The sequence below is a fragment of the Streptomyces sp. NBC_01618 genome (genome assembly GCF_045209435.1).
GTDB lineage: Bacteria > Actinomycetota > Actinomycetes > Streptomycetales > Streptomycetaceae > Streptomyces.
Window position 1 is genome coordinate 7537893 of record NZ_CP109297.1, and the last position, 15593, is coordinate 7553485.

Sequence of the window (15593 nt, forward strand, 5' to 3'; positions counted from 1 at the left end):
TGTCGTTCACCATGGCCGCCGGCCCGGTCCTCACCGACGCTCGACACCCCTCGGGACCTCCTGTGCCTCCCACACCCTCATCCGCTTCCTTCGACCCCGCCTGCGGGCTGGCGGTCCTGCGGACCCGGAACAGCGTCTACGCCGTGCGCATCGGCGCAGACGGCAGCCCCCGGCATCTGTACTGGGGGGAGAAGCTCGACACCGAAGCCCTCGGTGAGCTGCTCGTGGCCAACTCGCCTGCCGCGAGCAGCTTCGAGGCGGATGCCGCCCCGGACGAACTGGCCCCGCAGACCGGTGCCCGGTTCGGACCGGCCGGCCTCCAGGTACGGTTCGCCGACGGCACCCGCGGCGCCCAGTGGACCTTCACCGGCCACACGGTCCGGGACGGAGAACTCCGCCTGCAACTGGCCGACCGGCGCTACCCGTTGGCCGCAGAGCTGTGCTACCGCGTCCGCCCCGGCAGCGACGTCGTCGAGCGCTGGGTGGAACTCACCCACACCGGAGCCGACGACTCGGACCCCATCACCGTCGACCGGCTGGACTCGGCTTCCTGGGCGCTGCCGGCGCTTCCCGATTACCGGCTCAGCCACCTCGTGGGCGGCTGGAACAGCGAGTTCCAGCTGAACCGCGACCGCCTCCCGGTCGCCGAGACCGTGCTCACCAGCCGACGCGGCGTCACCAGCCACCACGCCAGCCCCTGGCTCGCCCTCGACGACGGCACCGCCGGCGAGGAACACGGCGAGGTCTGGAGCACTGCCCTGGCCTGGAGCGGAAGCTGGCGCATCACCGTGCACCGCGACCCGGTCGGCCGGACCACCTGGACCGGCGGCTTCGGCCACGAAGGACTCAGCTGGACCGTCCGGCCCGGCCAGAGCCTGCACACACCCGTCTTCGCCGGCCTCTACACCCCCGGCGGCTTCGGTGCCGCCAGCCGGGCCTGGCACCACCACATCCGCACCACCGTCCTGCCCGCCACCGAACGCGACAGGCCCGTCCTCTACAACTCGTGGGAAGCCACCGGCTTCGACGTGGACGGGCCCGGCCAACTGCGCCTGGCCGGGCTGGCCGCACGTCTGGGCGCCGAACTCTTCGTCCTCGACGACGGCTGGTTCGGCGCCCGTACCAGCGACCATGCGGGCCTTGGCGACTGGACCCCCCGGCCCGGGGCGTTCCCCGACGGACTGCGCCCCCTGGCCGACGAAGTGCACCGCCTGGGCATGGAGTTCGGACTGTGGGTCGAGCCGGAGATGGTCAATCCCGACAGTGACCTCTACCGCGCCCATCCCGAATGGGTCGTCCACGCGCCGACTCGGGACGCCACCGAACTGCGCAACCAGCTCATGCTGAACTTCGCCCGCCCCGACGTCGAGGACTGGGCCCACCGGACCCTGGACCAGTTGGTGCGCGACTACGACGTCGACTGGTTCAAATGGGATGCCAACCGGGTCGTCACCGAAGCCGGATGGGCCGGCCACCCGGATCCCGACCGGCTGTGGATCGACCACACCCGCGCCGTCTACCGGATCATGGACCGCCTCCGCGCCGACCACCCCGGCCTTCGCATCGAGGCCTGCGCGGGCGGCGGTGGTCGGATCGACCTCGGCATCCTCGCCCGCACCGACCAGGCCTGGACCTCCGACAACACCGATCCCGTCGACCGGATCGGCATCCAGCACGGCTTCAGCCAGCTCTTCCCCGCCCAGGCCATGGCCGCCTGGGTGACCGACAGCCCCAACGTCGCCACCGGCCGCACCACCTCTCTCCGGTTCCGCTTCCACGTCGCCATGGCCGGAGCACTCGGCCTCGGCGGGGACCTCACCGCCTGGTCCGAGGAGGAGCTCGACGAGGCCACCGCACTCGTTGCCCAGTACAAGCAGATCCGCCCCCTGGTCCAGCACGGCCGCCAGCACCGCCTCCACGGCCTCGACGGAGTGACAGCCGTGCACTACGCGTCCCAGGACGACACCGAGCACGCCGTCCTTGCCTGGCGCCCCGCAACCCGCTTCGGCCACCAGCCCCGCGGGCTCGCACTGCCGGCCCTGGACCCCGCGGCGCACTACCTCGACATCGACGAGGGCAGCACCCACAGCGGCGCCGTTCTGACCCGGCGGGGCATCGACCTGCGGCTGCCCACCGGCGACTACGCCAGCCGCCTGATCCGGCTACGCCGGACCGTCTGACCCCCGTCACCCCTCTGCACCCGACTCACAAAGGAACCGAGAGCATGCGCACACCCCGCGTCCTGGTCGTCGGCATCGACGGCGTCCGCCTCGACCAGTTGCCCCTGCTGGACACCCCCAACCTCGACGAACTCGCGAACGCAGGCTTCCTCGCGCCCGTCCACATCGACGACGACACACCGACCATGTCGGGCCCCTGCTGGACCACGATCGTCACCGGTGTCGGCGTGGCCAAGCACGGAGTCTGGGGCAACAACTTCATCGGAAACCGGCTCGGGGTTTTCCCCGACTTCACCACCCGTCTGGCCGCCGAGCACGGGATGCGGACCTTCGCGGTCGGCGGTTGGGAACCCCTTTTCCTGGCCCGGCAGGGCGGCCCGGTCTTCGCGGCCCCGAGCAGGCTCGCCTACATCGCCCCGCGCGAGGACACCCCGCAGGCCTGGGAGGAATGCGACCAGAGCGTGACCGACGAAGCCGTAAGGGTTCTCAGCTCCGGCGAAGACCTGGACGCCTCCTTCGTCTACCTCGGCGCCGTCGACGAGACCGCCCACTACCTCGGCTGCGGCCCCGAGTACCAGCGCGCGATCGAGACCGCCGACCGACGACTCGGACAGCTCCTCACCGCGGTACGCGAACGTCCCGACGCCCGGTCCGAGGAGTGGACCATCATCGCGGTGACCGACCACGGCCACCGTGACGAAGGCGGCCACGGCGGGCGCAGCACACTGGAGCGCACCGCCTGGATCGCCGCGAACAGCCCCGGCATCACCCCCTCCACCACACCGGAGAGCCTCCGCCACGCCGATGTCGCCGCCCACGTCTACGCCGCCCTGGGTATCACGCCCGACCCACACTGGACGCTCGACGGACAGCCCTTCCCCTCCCTCACACCGCAGACCGCCTGACGCCGGCAGGGAAACCGCCAGCCGGCGACCCCAGGCACGGCAGCCGGCCACAGGGACGCCCCCACCCAACGCCCCGACTCGGAAACCGTCGACGACATCCTCGACGTGCTGTTTGTCGACGTCAGCGAAGACCAGGAGGTTCGCGACAACTCTGTCGTCTGGAATGAGGTCCGCGCCATCGCTGTATTCGAGGAAGACCTGCGACAGGCGCTGACCACCGTGACACGCTTGTGGGAGCGGGACACCGCGAGCGACCTTGAACGGTTGACGAGCGCACAGAACCCCAAACCGACAGCACTGGTACTCAACGCACTTGTCGAGAGCCTCTCGAGTCGCCGGCTCACCGGCCAACTCACTGCGGACGAAGTGAAAGACATCATCCGCGCCTTCGCCGCCCAACTCGGCATCCTCAGCACAGAGAGAACGAGACACGCGCGATAGCGGCCGTGGTGGAACCGCCCGCTTTTTATGCGGTGCTGGATGCCGAGTTGGCGTAACAATCGGCGCAGGTGGGAGTAGCCGTAGCCGTTGTCGGCGTGGAGCTTGTCCGGCTTGCGTCGTCGGCGTCCGCGGCGGGAGCGGATCGGCGGTATCCCCTGCGCGAGGGGGATCAGGGCCTGGCTGTCGTGCAGGTTCGCCCCGAGATTGCGACGGAGAGTGGCAGACCGGTCCGCTCGGTGATCAAGTGGATCTCCGACCTGTACTTGCCCCGGTCGACAGGATTCGGACCTGTCAGGTCCCCTTTTTCAGGGCCCGCATGTTCACCGAGTCGATCGCGCAGCGGGACCAGTCCAACTCGCCGCGGGCGCCGAGTTCGTCGAGGACCAGGCGGTGGAGTTTGGCCCACACCCTGGCCTTCGACCACTCGGCGAAGCATCGATGAGCCGTTGCCCCCGACGGACCGAACGAAGCAGTGGGCACCTGCTGCCACGTGCAGCCTGACGTGGCCACGAACACGATCGCGGCCAGCACCTCACGGTCACCACGTCGGCGTCGTCCACCACCCTGAGGCCGCGAAGGAGCCTTTGGCACCACCCGCTGAAACAACTCCCACAACTCATCCGGCACCAGCCGCTCAACGATCCCCTCCATGACCGACAGCCCACCGACCCCACCAAATGAGATGACTTCTTAAGACCACGCGATCGCCCGGTCAGTGCTGTGGTGCTGCTCGTGCCGCCGCCCGAGCCGGTTCTGTGGGCCGTCGGTGGCAAAGCGGCCCGCGCCCGCTTGCGCCTGTGGTCGCGATCCCGCACCGCGCTGAACAATCGCCTTGGCCAAGACGTACGGACGCATCTCAGCGGACTGAGGGGAACCACCGAAATGGACAGAGCGGGACGTCCGGATCGCAGAACTCTGCTCGTCGGCGGACTCGTGGTCGCCTCGGCCGCACTGGCGGGGTGCTCATCGACGAGCGCCACCCCGATGGCGACCAGCACTTCGCCGGAAGCACGGGCGGCCACACCCGCCGAGGCGCTCGCGAGACTGATGGATGGCAACAAGCGCTGGGTGAGCGGAGACCTTCGACATCCCGACCGCGATCCGAGCCGGCGCGAGTTCGTGGCTCAGAAGCAGCAACCTTTTGGAGCGGTCCTCTCGTGCATCGACTCCCGGGTGCCGCCGGAACTCCTCTTCGACACCGGACTGGGTGACCTCTACGTGATGCGTACAGGCGGGGAGGCGGTCGGTCCGGTGGTCACGGGGTCCGTGGAGTACGGGCCCATGACGAGTGGCACTCCGCTCATCGTGGTCCTCGGGCATCAGCGCTGCGGCGCCGTCGAGGCAGCGTACAAGTCCATCCGTGACGGCAAGCCGTTGCCCGGCAACCTGGAGGCGATCGCCAAGGCCCTGCGGCCTGCGTATGAGCAGGCAGTCCGCGAAGGCGGTGCCGACCCGGTCGAGACCATGGCCCGCGCACAGGTCGAGCTGACCGCCGCCGACCTGCGCTCCAACCAGGACCTGGCCCCACTCGTGGGAAAGGGCGCCCTTGCCGTGGTCGGCGCCTACTACTACCTCGACACAGGCAAGGTGGAAGTCCTGGCCGGCGCGCCTTCCTGACCCGCCGAAAGATACGCACGCGCGTTACCGCCCCAGCGAGGACGAGCGGCACCACCTCGCCGAAGGGCCGCGCAACAACTGAAGCCGGCATGTCAGGGCCGCTCGTCGGGGCCCAGAAGCGGGCCGCTGCCCGGTCGACCGCGCACGGCCGGGCAGCAATCACCACGTCCTCGTCGACGGCCGGGGCATCCCGCTCGTCGTGTCGCTGACCGGCGGAAACCGTAACGACGTCCGGGTCCGTTCGGCGCCCGACGCGACACAGCCGGAGAACGTGCCCATGGTCCACGGACGGGGACGAAGGTCGAGCACCGGATCAATGAATTGCATAATTTTGCAATTCAATACATGCTGTAGAGGCTATGCCGGTAGGCAGCCGCAGGCACAGTGCCGGCGATGTCCCAGGTATCTGGGTGATGGGAGTGTTCGAGACCGTGCCGGTTCCGCTGTATCAGGCCAAGGCCGAGTTTTTCCGGATGCTTGGGCACCCGGTGCGCATACGGGTACTGGAACTGCTGCAGGGCGGACCGATGCCGGTACGCGACCTGCTGACTGCGATCGATGTGGAGCCGTCTGCGCTGTCGCAGCAGCTGGCGGTGTTGCGCCGCTCGGGAATCGTGACCGCTGCCCGGGAGGGCTCGACGGTGGTGTACGAACTGGCCGGCGGCGACGTCGCGGACCTGATGCGGGCGGCGCGGAGGATCCTCACGGAGATGCTGAGCGGACAGAACGAACTCCTGGCCGAGTTGCGGGAATCAGAGGTAGCGGCAGAGTGAGTGCGTTGCTGGCCCGGTCCTGGGAGCGGGTGCGCTCCCTGTTGCCTGCCCGCGCCGACTACGCGGTCATGGCCCGAAATCCGCGCCGCGACCTGCTCGCCGGCCTAACCGTCGCCATCGTGGCACTGCCGCTCGCTCTCGGGTTCGGTGTCTCCTCGGGGCTCGGTGCAGAAGCCGGATTGGCGACCGCTGTGGTGGCGGGCGCTTTGGCGGCGCTGTTCGGTGGCTCGAATCTCCAGGTCTCCGGCCCCACGGGGGCGATGACGGTGGTGCTGGTACCGATCGTCGCCCAGTACGGGCCCGGCGGAGTGCTGACGGTCGGCCTGATGGCCGGTGTCCTGCTGGTCGTGCTCGCCCTGTTCAAGGCCGGCCGGTACATGCGGTATATCCCGGCCCCGGTGGTGGAGGGATTCACTCTGGGCATCGCCTGCGTCATCGGGTTGCAGCAGGTCCCGGGCGCGCTCGGCGTGGCCAAGCCGGAGGGCGACAAGGTCCTGGTGGTGACCTGGCGCGCGTTCGAGGAGTTCGCGAAGACGCCGAACTGGACCGCCGTCGCTCTTGCGGCCGGTGTCACGGCCGTGATGCTGCTGGGCGCACGCTGGCGCCCGACCATCCCGTTCTCCATCGTCGCGGTGATCGCCGCCACGGTGGCCGCTCAGCTCTTCCGCCTCGACGGGGCCACCCCGATCGGGGATCTGCCCTCCGGGCTGCCTGCCCCTTCGCTCGGCTTCCTGGATCTGTCGTCGCTCGGTTCGCTGATCACCCCTGCGGTCGCGGTCGCCGCGCTCGCGGCGCTGGAGTCGCTGCTGTCGGCCACCGTCGCGGACGGCATGACGGTCGGGCAGAAGCACGACCCGGACAAGGAACTGTTCGGGCAGGGCATCGCGAATCTGGCCGCCCCTCTGTTCGGCGGTGTCCCGGCGACGGCCGCCATAGCCCGTACCGCGGTAAACGTCCGTACCGGCGCGGGCTCCCGGCTGGCCGCGCTCACCCACGCCGCCGTCCTCGCCGTCATCGTCTTCGCCGCAGCCCCGCTGGTCTCCAGGATCCCGCTGGCCGCGCTGGCGGGTGTGCTGATCGCGACCGCGATCCGCATGGTCGAGGTCGGCTCGCTGCGGGCAATGGCCCGCGCGACCCGCTCCGACGCGCTCGTTCTCGTCCTGACCGCAGCTGCCACCCTGGCACTCGACCTCATCTACGCAGTCGTCATCGGCCTGGTGGTGGCCGGGGCGCTGGCGCTTCGGGCGGTGGCCCGCCAGGCCCGGATCGACCCGGTGGACTTCCGGCCCGATCTGCCCGGCGAGCACAGCGAGGAGGAACATGCGCTGCTGGCCGAGCACATCGTCGCGTACCGGATCGACGGTCCGCTGTTCTTCGCCGGCGCCCACCGCTTCCTCCTCGAACTCTCCGAGGTCGCCGACGTGCGCGTGGTGATTCTGCGGATGTCGCGGATCACGACCATGGACGCCACCGGCGCCCTCGTGCTGAAGGACGCCGTGGAGAAGCTGAACCGGCGCGGCATCGCCGTGATGACCTCCGGCATCCGCCCCGGCCAGCGCCGGGCCCTCGATTCCGTCGGCGCTTTGGGCCTGTTGCAGCGGGAGGGGCGCGAGTACGCCTCCACTCCGCAGGCCATCGCCGGGGCCCGTGCCCACCTGCAGAAGACCGGACTGCTGCCCGCCCCCAGCCGGATCACCCCTGCCACCGAACAGGCTTCCCGATGACTGCCCCCACCACCCGTCGCATGGCCGAGGTGTCCGCCGCGGAGGCCCTGTGGCTGCTGGAAAGCACCGGCCAAGGACGCCTGGTCCACTTCCAGCGCGGGAGCGCCGTGGTCCGCCCGGCCGTGCACGTCCTGCAGTACGGACACCTGATCGTCCGCACCCCGACCCAGGAGGCCGCCCTGGCCGACCGGGTCGCACTGACCTACCAGGCGGACGAGATCAAGGGGCCCGGCGGCACCGGCTGGACCGTCACCGTGACCGGACCGGCCGAAGTCGTCACCGACACGGACGAGGCAGCCCACTACCGCCGTACGCTGCCGGGCTGGACCCACGGCCCCCACGACACCCTCGTACGGATCCGTCCGCAGGCAGTCAACGGCTTCCGCTTCCTCTCCCCGGAGACCATGTGAGTACGCAGCTCGAAACCTTGCCGTACCGGCATGTGCTGACCCTGCCCACAATGGGCTCGGCCGTGCGGATCGTACGTGAGACGGCGGAGCAGATACTGACGGAGTGGGGGATCAGCCGCCGCCATCCGAACGTGGATCCCGCGCTGCTGATCCTGGCAGAGCTGGTGACCAACAGCGTGCGTCACGCCGCCGCGCTCTCCCCGAACGTGACGGTCATCTTCGCAGGGGGGCCGGACACGTTCGTGTTCGCCGTCCACGACCGCCACCCCTACCAGCCCGCCCTTCACACCACAGGCACCAGCACGGGCACCGGAAATACCGGTCTGGCCACCGTTACCGAGCTCACCCTCCAGCTAGGGGGCACCGCGGTCGTACGCGGGGACGCGGACGGCCAGGGCAAGAGCATCTGGGTCACCCTCCCCCTGTAGAAGAATGAGGCAGCGACCATGACCATCCAGTGGCGCTACGCCACCCACCCCAACCTCGGCGTCCTCTCCCTTGCTGGATACCTCGGTCCGGACGCCGTCCACCGGTTCACCGGCGCCATCGGCTGGGTCCGGGCACGCGGCACCGGACCTGTCATCCTCGACCTGACCGAGCTGCGTGGCTGGTCCACCGGCGGCCGGCTCGCCGTGGCCCAGGCCGCCCGCCAACTCCACGGCGACGGGCGGCGCCTGGAACTCGCCGCGATCCCCGCCGACGGCTCCCTCGTCCCCGACGGCACCCACCCGCAGGTCCCCGTCCACTGCGACCTGCCCACCGCCCTCGCCGCCCACCAAGCCCCGGCCGGGGACAAGCGGGAATGGTGCACCGACGAGTGGCCCGGCCCGCACACCGGCGCCGACCAAGCCTGATACGAGCAATGCACAGCAACGACCCGAGCAAGGAAGAACCATGAGCGACGTGATCGTGAAGGACAGCAACGGAACCGTTCTGGAGGACGGCGACTCCGTCACCCTGATCAAGGACCTGAAGGTGAAGGGCACCTCCGAGACCCTCAAGCGCGGCACCCTGGTCAAGAACATCCGCCTCACCAGCCGGGCCGGCGAGATCGAGTGCAACACCAAGAAGGTCAAGGGCCTCGTCCTGAAGACCGAGTTCCTGAAGAAGGCCTGACCCAGGACTCACACGTCGCACGCGCTGCGCCCCGCGCTTCAGAACGGGGACGGCGCGTGCGGCGTTTCCCGCCGCCTCGATGCGCGTGGCAACGCGAAAGCCGCGTCCAGCGGCCAGGCTCGTCCGCCCGGCGCGCATTGTCCACCGCCCGCACGGTGCGGCTGCGGCCCCCACCACCCCGGCCGGCCGCTGCGACTTTGACCGCGTGGGCGTTCAGCGGACAGTTCGGCCCCAGCGGACTCCTGGGTCCATCCGTGGTGGCGTTTTGCCGTTTCAGGCCAGTCCGGCCGTGGTCACTTGTGGGCGTGCTCGCCCACGTAGAACAGCAGCCAGACGAATCCCGCGAACAGGTGAGTGCCGAAGATGTAGAAGAAGGCACGCAGGGCCACGCCTTTCTCCTTCCAGGACTCGTTGCCGGCTCCGCCGCCCTCAGGGGCAGGCTGGTTCTGGTCTCGGGCGCCGTCACTCATGGCCCGTCTCCCGTTCTGTGTCCGATACGCGGTAGCGTGCTCGTGCCGTCCGGGCAGCGGCGTGCAGGTGCGGACGCACGCGCGCAGCGACCCCGTTCCGGGCGGCGAGCGTGCTGACCTCAGCCGCATCCGCAGCGCGCGTGACTGGTCCGTCACTCATATACGGGCAGGTCATCCCGAAACGCACTCCGGCCGCCGCCTCGATGCCCGGCACCGGGGTGGTGGAGCTGGAAGCGGTCCAGGACCGTCTTCCCCTGTCCCCGTGGAGCGGGCTCGACGCTGACGTTACCGTCGTAGGCGGCTGCGAGTTCCGCAACCGTCCGCAAACCAAGTTCACGATTCCGTCCGCGATTCGGCGCTGTGCAACTGTTCGAGCAGATCCTGCTGCCCTGCCAGCATCACGGTCAGGATCCGACGCGCGGCCCGCATCAGCTCCGCCACATCCCCGCCGGCCAGCTCATAGACGACGGTGGCGCCCTCACGGGTCGCGGTCACGATCCCGGAACGACGCAACACGGCCAGCTGCTGCGAGAGGCTCGACGGTTCGATCCCGATCTCTGCCAGCAGGTCCCGCACCGGCAGCGGCCCGTCCTGCAGCAACTCCAAAACCCGGATACGGACCGGGTGGCCGAGCATCCGGAAGAACTCCGCCTTCGCCTGGTACAGAGGTACCTGAACCGCGCTCACGCCCCGGCCACCCCGTCATCCGTGCAGATGCCGTGCTCGCGTGCCATCCGCAGCGCGTCCTCCACCTCGTCCTCGGCCAGGGCCGCCCCATAGGCATCCTCAGCATCCAAAGCGGCCGCAAGCTGGGCCCGCGCCCGACGGACCCTCTCCCGTACCTCGTCAGCGAACACACCCACCACCACACTCTCCACCCGTACCCCTTGACTGAATCGACAACTAACAAATTGCAGAACTCTTCAATTTTAGAGCGGGATGGCGCGGCACACCACACACACCGATGACCCGTATCGCGCACTCTGGGCCGATGGCGGCACACCCGTTGTGGGCCGGCCTACCGGATCGCCCGCAGTGGCCGTACGGGTGAGGCCGAGTGTCCCTGATGCGGGGCCCGCTGGTCGGCGTCGACCGGCGCTCGAACGCCGTCCACTTCTCACGCCGATGCTACGGTGGTGATCTTCAGCAGACGGACAGGCACCGTAGAAATGGAGTCAGTGGGCGGTGCCGTGCAGCGCCGCCGGGTTGGGGGAAAGTGCGCGAACTGCGCCCACTGCAGGCTCTTGGGCTCTTCGGAGGCTGCCTATCTCGCGCTCGTGGAACAGGGTCCGCAGACCTTGGCCGAGCTCGCCGGCCGGTCGGCGCTGGTCGGGTCGCCTCTCGAAGGCCTCCAGCACGCGGTCACCGAGCTCAGCGACATCGCTCTGGTGTCGGGCACGGACGGCAGGCTGACCGCCCAACCGCCTCGCGCCATGCTGGAGGCCGTCGCCGAGCGACGCGCGCGAAGCCCGGATCGCCTACGAGAGTGCGACGGTCCTGTCACGGTTCTGGCTCGACCACACCTCGGGATCGAGCTATGTCGAGGTCGTCGACTCCTCCCACGGGCACATGGCGGTCCAGCGTCGGGTCCACGACGAGGCCGTGGCGGAGGTGCGTGGGCTGTCGATAGGGCCGGCGGGCGGGGGCGATCGTGTGCCGGAGGTCAGCCTCGGCGTGCTGGACGCGCTGGACCGCGGGATCGCCTACCGGGTGGTGTACGGCGCCAACATCCTGCAGGACCCCAAGGCACTGGCGGTGGCGCACACGTGTGTCGACCACGGGGAGCAGGCGCGGGTCTTCCCGGATGTCGCGCTGAACGTCCTGGTCTGCGACGATCGCTTTGCCGTGGTGGGTGTCACGGCGCCGGACCGTATGTGACACCACAGCGTCGTCGTCCAGCCGTCGGGTCTGCTGGACGGGCTGATCGGCGTCTTCGAGTCGTACTGGCGGATGGCCGTTCCGCTCCCGCCGGCCGGGGAGGGAGTCCAGAGCGGGGCCAGTCCGACGAACGAGAGCCGGCAGCTCCTGAGCTACCTCAGCGCCGGGCTGACCGACGAGTCGATCGCCCGTGAGCTCGGGGTGAGTGAGCGGACCGTCGCCCGACGCATCGTCCGCCTGCAGGAGATGCTGGGCGCCCGGACCCGGTTCCAGCTCGGTGTCCAGGCCAGCCGCCGCGGCTGGCTCTGAACCACGGCCCTGGTCGGGCCCGGGCAGCAGAGTGCCGTCGACGATTACGTATGCCTTGGTGGCCGCGTCCCGGGCGGCATCGTCCAGGATCGGCGCGAACGCGGCCAGCAGCTCGACGGCCTCCGTGACGTACCGGTAGGCGGTGGTGGTACCGACGTCGAACCCGGCCGCGAGCCGGGCACAGGTGTCGCCGGAGCGCAGGTGGGGCCAGGGCCGGCAAGGCCTGGCGCCCCGCGGTCAGCCGCCGCCAGCGGGTCCCGCGCTCCTTGCGCCGGCCGCGTAGCAGACCGGCCAGGAACGAGAATGCCACGCACGAGGGGTTCGATTCCCCGGCTGCCGTGGGTATTTGCGGCGGAGATCCCGCGCCGAGCTCGTTCAGGATCAAACGATGGAGCTTGCCCCGCATGCGGGCCCGGCTCAACTCCGTGAAACGTCGGTGCGCGGTCGGCGCCGGTCGGCCCGGACGGACGGACGGGCCGAAGACCGGCGGCAGTTGCCGCCATGCACAGCCCGTCGTCGCCACCGACACGGTCGCCGCCAGCACTTCGCGATCACCGTACCGCCGTCGGCCCCCGCCCTGCGGACGCACCCGGAGCAGCCGGAACCACCCGCTGGAACAACTCCCGCAACCCGTCCGGAACCAGACCTCCCACTCACGCCATCACGTCAGACAGCCTACTGATCAAGCCAGTTGAGGCCTCTCAAGGAACATGACTCAAACCATTTCGGGTTGCGGTTCCGGTTGCCGCGCTGGTGCGGCCTTCGGCTCCCACAGCCTGGTGGTCCGTACGTAGCCGTAGATCACCGAGGACATCGCCAGAACGAGAAGTGGTCCAAACACCCACGGATATTTGGCCATCTCCATCGGCAGATAGCGATATGACACCAAGAGCGCAGCGAAGACCGTTGCACCGTAGGCGACCAGCTGGATTCCTGACCGGTCCCAACCACGTTCGAGCGAGCGCAGCGCTGCCTCGATCGTGAGCGTGAACACCACGCCGGCAATGATATCCGCGCCGTAGTGGTAGCCGAATCCCAGCGTTGCGCCGAGCGTGGCAATCAGCCAGAAAGCGCCTGCGAATTGCAGAATCCGTGGGCCCTTGCGGGAATGAATGAAGATCGCGGTAGCCCACGCTGTGTGCAGGCTGGGCATGCAGTTGCGTGGGGTGATCTCGTCGAACGGCATGTGGTGCGGGGTGTCGATCGGTGGTGGGGTGTCCGGCCACAGGTTCGCCACCGCCCAGTGTCCGCCGTCGGCGCCGTAGGCGAAGATCGGCCCGACCACCGGGAAGATCATGTAGATGCCGGGCCCGAGGAGGCCGATGACCAGGAAGGTGCGCACCAGATGATGGCCCGGGAAGCGGCGCTCGACCGCCACGTGGCGCAGCTGGTACAGCGCGGCGATGACCGCGGCCACCGCAAGCTGAGTGTAGACGTAGTCGAGAAAACGGGCGCCGATCGGGCCGGTGGCCGTGACGATCCGACCTACCAGCCACGACGGGTTGCCCAGCGCGTGATCGGCGGTTGCCACGTATTGGTCGAGCACCGCCGGGCGGGTCTTCGATGTGATGAGTAGCCAGGTATCGCCGGTCTTGCGGCCGGCCACCAGCAGCAGGCCCAGCCCGACGCCCTTGAGCAGCAGGACACGTTCCCGGCCTTTGCGGCGCGTTACAGCGATGACCGCATAGCCCAGAATCACCCACAACGCGCCGTTGCCGAAGGGGTGACCTTCGGTCACCTTGGCGTCGGCCGCCCACCGCACCAGCCAGAAGGTGATGTCGATGCCGATCGCGACACCGGCCGCGATGAACCGTTGCCGCCAGGTGAGCACCACCATCATCAACGCCATACTGGCATACAACAGGAAACCCGATTTGGGGGCGATTACCACCTCTTGCGCCTGGGTGATGATCGGCCCCGGCAGGCCGTAGTGACGCGCGGCGATCTCCAGCGCGATGAGGAATCCGAAGGTCGCCACCGCCGTTGTGATCCACAGCGTCGCCCGTGGTTGACGCCACGCGGCGAACGTAGTTCTGCATTTTATTCGCGAAAACACCCGCGATGCTATAGATATCAATTGTCTGGCCGATTTGTTAGATGTTGGTTGAGTTGGTCCCTCTTCGTGCCGGATGGCGTGGCTTTCCGATGAAGGGCTGGCGATGAGGGCGATCGCCATGAATTCGATCATGTTATCGGATTGGTGCGGAAGGGTTCGCTGGTTACGGGTGGTGCGAAGACCAGTCGATCCCGGCTCGATGGTTCAGCGCGGGAGTGACCGCGAATCCCTCGACGCCCGGCGGGCATCGAGGGCGAAACGGGTTACCCAGTGGCGCTGAAGCATGGTGATTGCCCCGGCCAGGCGTGCTTTTCCGCCGCGTTGGCACTGTTGTTGCTACGTCCTGGCCGACGGGAGCATGCGTGGCTGCCGCGCTTGAAGGGACTGTCGGGGGCTGGACGCGAAAAGCACCAAGGGGGAAGGGGCGAGGGGAAAAACGGATTTCGTGCGGGCAGTTGTTGCCGTGACAGCGACAGTTGCGGCATCACCATCCCGAAGTGACGCTCACGCACGGGCACTGGACCAGTGCGTCCGCATCCGACTCTCTCGCGCGGAGCACGGCGAACTCCCCAAGTTCCTCTGCATCCACGAAGGCCATGCGTCAGCCCACCTCACCTACTCGACCATCCGCTCTGCGATCGCGGGGCGCTCTGAACCCGTCGTGTTGCCGTCGCCTGTCGCCCGTACCGCACCGCCCCGTCCGCCGTGGAACGTGCCGGTGCAGAACGCCCACCGAGCAGTTTTCCGCCGATCGGCGGTGAGAAGCGGATCACAGGGGTACCGTGGCCGGACCCGAGCCCGACCTGGCCGTTTCGGCCGCACGAGGTGACGAACGATGAACGATTACGCACTGTCCGCACCGCATCCCACGAACGCGCACCCTGCCCGTGTCTACAACGTCTGGCTGGGCGGCAAGGATCACTATCCGGTGGATCAGGAGGCAGCCGAACTCGCTGCCCGGGCAAACCCGACGATCGTGCCGTCGGTCCGGGCCAACCGGGCCTTCCTCGGCCGCGCCGTACGTCACCTCGCGGCGGCCGGGGTACGTCAGTTCCTCGACATCGGTACGGGCATTCCCGCCGCGGAGAACACCCACGAGGTGGCTCAGCGAGCCGCTCCCGAATCGCGTGTCGTCTACGTGGACAACGATCCGATCGTCCTTTCCCACGCGCGGGCGCTGCTGGTCAGCGACCCCGAGGGGCAGACCGACTATGTGCAGGCCGATGCGCGGGACGTGGACACGATTCTCGACGCGGCCTCCCGCACTCTCGATCTGGACCAGCCGGTCGGCCTCATGCTGGTGGCGATCCTGCAGTACATCAAGGACGCCGAGGACCCGTGGGACGTCACCCGTCGGCTGTTGGACCGCCTTGCCCCGGGCAGTCACCTCGTCCTGTCCCATCCGGCCGTCGACGTCACAGCCTCCGAGGTCGCCGAATCCATGCGGATCTACAACGAGCGCGCCGCCAGCCACGCCTCCGCCACCCCCCGTACCCACGAAGAGGTGCAACGATTCTGCGATGGCCTGGAGATGCTGGAACCGGGCGTTGTCACCTTGACCCGCTGGCGTCCCGGACCGTCCGACACCCCGGACGACACCTTGCCCATGTGGTGCGCCGTCGCCCGCAAGGCTTGACCGGCGACTTCCCCGCCCTACGCCCCACCGGCAGCGACTGGGGCGATCGGCATGACGTTCGAAGCTCGCTTGCGGCAG

General features: G+C 68.8%; 17 protein-coding genes and 3 pseudogenes. 13 read left to right on the forward strand and 7 right to left on the reverse strand.

Features of this window, described 5'->3' with window-relative positions:
- Positions 1–11: 11 nt before the first annotated feature.
- From OH735_RS35045 to OH735_RS35055, 3 genes are all read left to right on the forward strand, one after another.
- Positions 12–2180: an alpha-galactosidase gene (locus OH735_RS35045; protein WP_406386868.1), complete on the forward strand. Its 2169-nt coding sequence runs from the start codon at positions 12–14 to the stop codon at positions 2178–2180.
- Between the two features lie 44 nt (positions 2181–2224).
- Entirely contained in the window at positions 2225–3085 is an 861-nt protein-coding gene (locus OH735_RS35050) for an alkaline phosphatase family protein (RefSeq protein ID WP_406385656.1), read from the forward strand.
- Positions 3086–3190: 105 nt separating this feature from the next.
- The gene (locus tag OH735_RS35055; RefSeq protein ID WP_406386984.1) at positions 3191–3526 is read left to right on the forward strand and encodes a hypothetical protein; all 336 of its coding nucleotides are present in this window, start codon (positions 3191–3193) and stop codon (positions 3524–3526) included.
- Here the strand turns inward: OH735_RS35055 and OH735_RS35060 are convergent.
- Positions 3415–4177, reverse strand: a pseudogene (locus tag OH735_RS35060) (IS5 family transposase); the annotation flags it as partial. The gene OH735_RS35055 and the pseudogene OH735_RS35060 overlap by 112 nt on opposite strands.
- Before the next feature lie 231 nt (positions 4178–4408).
- Here OH735_RS35060 and OH735_RS35065 point away from each other — a divergent pair.
- The 7 genes from OH735_RS35065 to OH735_RS35095 all read left to right on the forward strand — a co-directional run bounded on the left by OH735_RS35065 (position 4409) and on the right by OH735_RS35095 (position 9166).
- The gene (locus OH735_RS35065) at positions 4409–5143 is read left to right on the forward strand and encodes a carbonic anhydrase (RefSeq protein ID WP_406385657.1); all 735 of its coding nucleotides are present in this window, start codon (positions 4409–4411) and stop codon (positions 5141–5143) included.
- A gap of 431 nt (positions 5144–5574) precedes the next feature.
- On the forward strand, positions 5575–5916 hold the full coding sequence (locus OH735_RS35070) for an ArsR/SmtB family transcription factor (RefSeq protein WP_406386869.1): 342 nt from the start codon (positions 5575–5577) through the stop codon (positions 5914–5916).
- Positions 5913–7640, forward strand: coding sequence for a SulP family inorganic anion transporter (locus OH735_RS35075; RefSeq protein ID WP_406385658.1), 1728 nt, complete (start codon positions 5913–5915; stop codon positions 7638–7640). Before OH735_RS35070 ends, OH735_RS35075 begins: the two co-directional genes overlap by 4 nt.
- Positions 7637–8050: a pyridoxamine 5'-phosphate oxidase family protein gene (locus OH735_RS35080; RefSeq protein ID WP_406385659.1), complete on the forward strand. Its 414-nt coding sequence runs from the start codon at positions 7637–7639 to the stop codon at positions 8048–8050. The genes OH735_RS35075 and OH735_RS35080 overlap by 4 nt, the downstream gene beginning before the upstream one ends.
- On the forward strand, positions 8047–8478 hold the full coding sequence (locus OH735_RS35085; RefSeq protein WP_406385660.1) for an ATP-binding protein: 432 nt from the start codon (positions 8047–8049) through the stop codon (positions 8476–8478). The genes OH735_RS35080 and OH735_RS35085 overlap by 4 nt, the downstream gene beginning before the upstream one ends.
- 18 nt (positions 8479–8496) lie before the next feature.
- On the forward strand, positions 8497–8904 hold the full coding sequence (locus tag OH735_RS35090) for an anti-sigma factor antagonist (RefSeq protein WP_406385661.1): 408 nt from the start codon (positions 8497–8499) through the stop codon (positions 8902–8904).
- Positions 8905–8944: 40 nt separating this feature from the next.
- A complete protein-coding gene (locus OH735_RS35095; protein ID WP_406385662.1) occupies positions 8945–9166 on the forward strand; it encodes an alkylphosphonate utilization protein in 222 nt (73 codons plus the stop codon).
- Positions 9167–9459: 293 nt separating this feature from the next.
- On the opposite strand, the gene OH735_RS35100 is transcribed toward OH735_RS35095, so the two are convergent.
- The 3 genes from OH735_RS35100 to OH735_RS35110 all read right to left on the reverse strand — a co-directional run bounded on the left by OH735_RS35100 (position 9460) and on the right by OH735_RS35110 (position 10514).
- On the reverse strand, positions 9460–9636 hold the full coding sequence (locus tag OH735_RS35100; RefSeq protein WP_406385663.1) for a DUF6126 family protein: 177 nt from the start codon (positions 9634–9636) through the stop codon (positions 9460–9462).
- Between the two features lie 333 nt (positions 9637–9969).
- Entirely contained in the window at positions 9970–10323 is a 354-nt protein-coding gene (locus tag OH735_RS35105) for an ArsR/SmtB family transcription factor (RefSeq protein WP_406385664.1), read from the reverse strand.
- Positions 10320–10514, reverse strand: a complete 195-nt coding sequence (locus tag OH735_RS35110) for a hypothetical protein (RefSeq protein WP_406385665.1) — start codon at positions 10512–10514, stop codon at positions 10320–10322. The genes OH735_RS35105 and OH735_RS35110 overlap by 4 nt, the downstream gene beginning before the upstream one ends.
- Before the next feature lie 691 nt (positions 10515–11205).
- Here OH735_RS35110 and OH735_RS35115 point away from each other — a divergent pair.
- Together OH735_RS35115 and OH735_RS35120 are read left to right on the forward strand one after the other, a co-directional pair.
- Positions 11206–11514: a hypothetical protein gene (locus tag OH735_RS35115; RefSeq protein WP_406385667.1), complete on the forward strand. Its 309-nt coding sequence runs from the start codon at positions 11206–11208 to the stop codon at positions 11512–11514.
- Positions 11515–11586: 72 nt separating this feature from the next.
- Positions 11587–11823 (forward strand): response regulator transcription factor, encoded by a 237-nt coding sequence (locus OH735_RS35120; protein WP_406385668.1) that lies wholly within the window; start codon positions 11587–11589, stop codon positions 11821–11823.
- A 21-nt stretch (positions 11824–11844) separates the two neighbouring features.
- Here OH735_RS35120 and OH735_RS35125 read toward each other — a convergent pair.
- The 3 genes and pseudogenes from OH735_RS35125 to OH735_RS35135 all read right to left on the reverse strand — a co-directional run.
- A pseudogene (locus OH735_RS35125) lies at positions 11845–12169 on the reverse strand (transposase family protein); the annotation flags it as partial.
- 63 nt (positions 12170–12232) lie between these two features.
- Positions 12233–12412, reverse strand: a pseudogene (locus OH735_RS35130) (transposase); the annotation flags it as partial.
- A gap of 126 nt (positions 12413–12538) precedes the next feature.
- Positions 12539–13801, reverse strand: a complete 1263-nt coding sequence (locus OH735_RS35135; RefSeq protein WP_406386870.1) for a DUF5933 domain-containing protein — start codon at positions 13799–13801, stop codon at positions 12539–12541.
- A 913-nt stretch (positions 13802–14714) separates the two neighbouring features.
- Here OH735_RS35135 and OH735_RS35140 point away from each other — a divergent pair.
- Positions 14715–15515: an SAM-dependent methyltransferase gene (locus tag OH735_RS35140; RefSeq protein WP_406385669.1), complete on the forward strand. Its 801-nt coding sequence runs from the start codon at positions 14715–14717 to the stop codon at positions 15513–15515.
- The last annotated feature ends 78 nt before the right edge of the window (positions 15516–15593 follow it).